The sequence below is a fragment of the Aminobacter anthyllidis genome (assembly GCF_018555685.1).
GTDB classification, from domain to species: domain Bacteria; phylum Pseudomonadota; class Alphaproteobacteria; order Rhizobiales; family Rhizobiaceae; genus Aminobacter; species Aminobacter anthyllidis.
This window is the reverse complement of the sequence record NZ_JAFLWW010000023.1, coordinates 1-4,982: the sequence shown is the minus strand read 5'-3', so window position 1 is coordinate 4,982 and position 4,982 is coordinate 1. Positions and strand designations below refer to the sequence as shown.

Here is a 4,982-nt window from a genome sequence, read left to right as displayed (position 1 = left end):
TGTCAGCTGACCGGATATCGTGAGATTCGCCGCCTTTCTGAATCGGTTTTCGTGAGACTACGTGCATGGCGACGAACCCGCTTCTCTTTAAGCATTTGATTTTCCAACCTTACTGACGATTGTTGCCGGCCCCCGGGTTATGTCGCGTAGTCTCACGAAAACCGATTCAAATGCACGTAGTCTCATGAATTCCGCTCCGCTAAGCGGATCGTAGGCCGCCGAATCTCCATCCCTTGCCCTCCATAGGCGGACCTTCAGGCTCCGTCGGCGCAAAATCATTCAATTTGCGCTCTTTCGGCCATAAGCGGCCCAGGACACGTTTTTGAGTCGCTTTTGGTCTGGGGCGTCCAAACCCCACAAAGGCGCCCTGCGGCCGTTTATGAGGCTCGATAAAACACGCCTGCAACTGGCCGGTTGATCACAGCCGTCGATATTGTACAAACGGCCGTGAAACACCCCGCGAAAGCCCGCCATGGCCAAGGCCCCCTCCCCTGCTTCCAGACCGCGCCGCCTCATCGGCTATGCGCGGGTCTCGACGGAGGATCAGGTGACAGATGCACAGGCCGACGAACTGAGGCAAGCCGGCTGCGCCATCATCCACCACGAACAGGGATCGGGTGCGTCGCGCTCGCGGCCGGTGCTGGCCAAACTGATGCGTGAGATCCGCGCCGGCGACGTTCTGGTCGTCGTCAGGCTCGATCGGCTCGCCCGATCGGTCAGCCATCTTCTTGAGGTGATCGAGACGCTCGCAAAGCGCGGCGCGCATTTCCGTTCGCTGCGCGACCCGATCGACACCTCGACGCCACAGGGCATGTTCTCGCTGCAAGTGCTTGGCGCGGTCGCCCAGCTGGAACGGGCGCTGATTGCCGAGCGCACGAAGGCCGGCATCGCCGCCGCCAAGGCGCGCGGCCGGCTTCCCGGCAATCCGGGTCTGCGCGAGCGTCGGCCGGAAAGCATCCGCGCCGTCGCGGCGGCTCGGGACAGCGCTTATGTCACCGACCTCATCGCCTCGGCGCAAAGCTTTCTGCCAATCGTGCGACGGCTGCGACCGCAGCACAGCTGGGACGACGTCGTCCGGGTCCTGAACCACAAGGGGCAGAGCTGGACGGTAGAACGCCTCCGCCGCTCGGTCTACCGCTTGGTGCGCGAAGGCCTCGCGGAACCGGAACTCGTGCAGCGCGCGCCGCGGCGGCAGCCTGAGGACCGATTGATGACGCTTGTGGCCGGCATCGCCATCGCCGACCCAGATCTCAGTCTGCGGGCGATTGCGGCGCAGCTTGAGGCGATGCGCGAGCGGACGCAGCGCGGCGGCTGGCAATGGGCGGCCTCGTCGGTCAAGCATCTGCTCGATCGCGCCAGGCGTCTCGGTTTGACGGTTCACGAACCAGCCGAGGCTTGAAATGGGTATTTTGCGCCGTTCTCCCGCCCTCCCCTCTCGTTCTGGTGCGGCGCGCGCCACAGTCGACAGCGCCGCGGATCGCCGCCGGCCATCGGTCGAGCAGTGCTTTCACCTTTTTTCGGCCGAAATCATCGGAAGCCTCGAGAGTGCGGAGGATCGCGTCGACCGGATTCCTCAGGACGCGGGCAACGCCGACTGCAAGCGCGTATCGCTCCGCCCATGGCGCATTCGGCAGATCAGCGACCCCCGACGGCAGGCGCTGATCATAGATCGGCACCGCAAGGGCGAATTCCGGCACCACGATCCTCAGGGCCGGTCGCCGGCAGCGGCGCGACAGAATGGAAGGCTCGTGCTGATGTGCAAGCGGCAGGCGCGCCAGCTCCCACGGCGCCGGAGACGAAGCTTTTCGCGACGGCGACAGCAGCAGCGAAAGAACCGAGCCGACGGGAACTGCGGCGGTATCCCTCCCCATTGCCCATCGATAGAGGAATTCCGCGCCCCGCTGGGCCGACGCTTCATCACCGCCCAGAGCGCAGGCCCCACGTGTTTCGAAACCGAATAGCGGCTGACGGTGTCGATCGCAGCGGAAGCTAAACGCGAAGGACCAGGCTCTCAGCCGTTGCGGTCTTTGCATGCCGCGCGAGCAGACAGGGCAAGTCTCCCGGGAAGCCGGCCGAAGCAGGGTGCGATAGCGCGGCGGCACGTCGTGAAAGGTCATGGCGAACAGGCGTTCGACCGAACTGCGCGTCGCGGCTGCGATGCGCTCCATATCAGCCCGCACGGGCTCGCTCTCGAGCTGCAGGGCGGGTCGTGCCCACCCGACATGGGCCTGCAGGCCGTCGAGAGAAACCCGATAGACATCGGCGATCCGCTCCATCCAGGAACTCAGTCGCTCGTCCTGAAAGGGTGGCGGCACGATCGGCAGAGGGACCCTCCCCTCCCCTGTCACGGCTCAGGCCGCAGCGACGGTCGCCGGCGCGGCGACACGGTGGTCGAGGATCGCGGCCGGCGTGATGCGTTCAGTTCCGGTGAGGATCGCATCCGTGGCAAGGTCGATCACCATCCGGAAGATCGATGACGTGACGCCGCCATTGACGTCGACGAGACGCTTGAGCGCGCTGTCTGTCAGCTCCGAGGGAAGGCGCAGCGGCAACGACCAAAGAAGCCCGCCTATCAGCCCTTGGAAATCGGCGTCGTGACGCCAGGGCGGCAGCCCGTAGGGCTCGAAGCGGCTGTTGAGGTGGGCATCGCCCCGGACCGCATCGCGCGCCTCGTGCGAGCCGAGGCAGATCAGCGGAATCCGCAGCTCGTTGCCGAGGAAGCGCAGCAGATTGAGCATCCGGCGCTGCTCGCGGTAGGTGCCGGCGATCAGGTTCTGGACCTCGTCGATGATCAGCATGCGGGGCGCGATTTCCTGGAGCAGTCGCAGTGCCTGTGTTTCGAGTTGCCCGAGCGTGGCGCGTGTCGGCGGCGGTGCCCCGATCACCGAAAGCAGGCGATGATAGAAGCGTCCCTCGTGGGGAGAAGCGACCATCTGCACGACGATGACGGGCCGGTGATCGATCCCGCTGCTCTCGTCGAAGCTGGGCGGATGGGCGCGCACGAACTTCTCGATGATCATCGTCTTGCCCATCCCCGAGGCGCCGAAGATCAGCAGATTGGGCATGCGGGCGCGCTTGGGAAACAGGAGCAGTTCCTCGAGCTTGTCGAGCGCCTGACGGGCCCGTGGGTAGTCGATCCACCGGTCCACCCGGATATGCTCGATACGCTCGCGATCGGGCAGGTCGGCATGGGCCTGAACCGCGGGATCGAGGTGCGGATAGGCCGTCATTCCCATACCTCCACCGGGAAATGCGGCAAGGTGATCACCGGCTCGTCCGCCGGCGCGCTTGCCAGGATCTCCGGTCTTGCTTGCAGATGGGCACGTCGCGCACGCAGCCTGCGGGTTTGCGTGGTTTCCTTCGTCGCCTGTTCGACCAGGGTTCGCTGCGCCGCGATCGTCTGGAAGATCGTCTCCTCATCGGTCTCCCGGCGGCCGCGCGCACGCTGCACGCGCAGTGCCGCCTTCTGCTCCCACAACGTGATGGCCGGGCGTCCCGGATTGCGCGTGGGTGCCATCAGGTAGTTCCCGCCCAGCTTGACGAAGACCTGGTGCAGATCCCGCGGGTCATATTTGACCAGCACCATTTCGTCGCATCGGCCGATCCAGGGCGCAAAACCGTCGGACCAGTAGCAGATGTTGTTGAGGTGGATGCCAGTTCGCCGCAGCACACGCGGCTCGAAGGGCAGGAAATCGATCAGGAAGGCCAGCGGATCGTGCACATGCCGCGGCGGACGCACGGATATGGCTTCGTTCCAGGCGGCGACGGGTGGGCGGCCAATGCCACGGTGCAGGTCGGAATGGTAGGCGATGATTTCCAGCGCCAGCCACGTCTCGAGCTCGCGCATGGTCATCACGGCGCGCGCCTCGGGATCGTATTCGCCACGGTCCAGCACATTGGAGAAGTGTGTGCCTGGCAGCAGATGCACCGCTCCCATCATCGTGCCGATCAAGCGCTCGACGTGCCCGCCAAACCGAGGCGTTCCCGGCGGCCGGTAGGAGACGACGATGTTATGGTCATCGCAACCACGCTTGAAGGCTCGCGCGTGAAATTCGGCGCCGTTGTCGACATGGATGCACCCCGGCAGGCCGCTTGCCGGCCATTCCAGGGAAATCCCGCGATCCTGCAACCAGCGGGTCTTGTCGATGATCGCATGCGTCAGGCAAAGCGCCACCGACGTCACCGACGGCGCCTCCAGGGAAAGGTAGAAACCAAGCACCATCCGCGTGCAGACATCGATCGCGATGGTCAGGATCGGTCGACCGATGGGTAGTCGTTCAATCGGATCGACTACCGTCACGTCGACCTTCGTATGGTCGATTTGGACGACCTGCAGTGGATGCTGCGCGGAGAATTCGCCCGGCAGGGCCAGGAATTGCGCATCGGCCCGCGCCTTGCCCTCGCGTCGCCGGGTCAGCGCCTCGACATCAAGCGTACCCAAATAGGTCTTGAGCCGCCGGATTGACGGCGGCGGCATCCGTCCTGCCCGGCAATCGGACGAGATCCGCTTCCAAAGCCGCGTTAGTGTCGGCCTCTCCGGCGTCGCGTAGAACGTCGTGATGTTGCGATCGACGATCGTCTTCAGAGCCGGATCAAAGGCGTCGATACCGCTGCGCCGCCCCGACTGCCGGCTAATAAGCGCGGCAGCGCGCTGCTCTGTCCGGTATCGCTTCAGCCAGCGGAACAGGGTCGCACGGCTGATGGACAGTTCCGCCATGGCGTCGGAGACTTCGCCAGCGGTGGGCCGCAGCGGCAACCGCCGCAGTACGTCCGCATGCCGAAGCACATTCTGCCATTCCTGTTCGTCGAGCTGATCGCGTCGCATGGTCTTCACGCGAATGGTGCATCAAGGTAGTCTCACCATAACTGAATCGCATGACAGTTCCGTCTCAACAAATCCGACTCGGTCTCATCAAATCTGAATCGGCTAACCCATTGAAAACAAATGATCGCAAGTCTCACGGAAAACGGTCAGCTAACAA

Annotated in this window: 4 protein-coding genes; 1 reads left to right on the top strand and 3 read right to left on the bottom strand. The window is 64.3% G+C overall.

Annotated features, from left to right (window positions below):
* The first annotated feature begins 472 nt into the window (after positions 1-472).
* Positions 473-1,399 (top strand): recombinase family protein, encoded by a 927-nt coding sequence (locus tag J1C56_RS32620; protein WP_214394049.1) that lies wholly within the window; start codon positions 473-475, stop codon positions 1,397-1,399.
* Here J1C56_RS32620 and J1C56_RS32615 read toward each other — a convergent pair.
* Genes J1C56_RS32615 through J1C56_RS32605 form a run of 3 tightly spaced genes read right to left on the bottom strand, consistent with a single transcriptional unit; the run spans position 1,335 to position 4,825 of the window.
* Positions 1,335-2,315 (bottom strand): TniQ family protein, encoded by a 981-nt coding sequence (locus J1C56_RS32615; RefSeq protein ID WP_214394048.1) that lies wholly within the window; start codon positions 2,313-2,315, stop codon positions 1,335-1,337. The genes J1C56_RS32620 and J1C56_RS32615 overlap by 65 nt on opposite strands.
* Before the next feature lie 36 nt (positions 2,316-2,351).
* Positions 2,352-3,230: a TniB family NTP-binding protein gene (locus tag J1C56_RS32610; protein ID WP_202351502.1), complete on the bottom strand. Its 879-nt coding sequence runs from the start codon at positions 3,228-3,230 to the stop codon at positions 2,352-2,354.
* Positions 3,227-4,825: a Mu transposase C-terminal domain-containing protein gene (locus tag J1C56_RS32605; RefSeq protein WP_214394047.1), complete on the bottom strand. Its 1,599-nt coding sequence runs from the start codon at positions 4,823-4,825 to the stop codon at positions 3,227-3,229. Before J1C56_RS32605 ends, J1C56_RS32610 begins: the two co-directional genes overlap by 4 nt.
* Positions 4,826-4,982 lie beyond the last annotated feature (157 nt).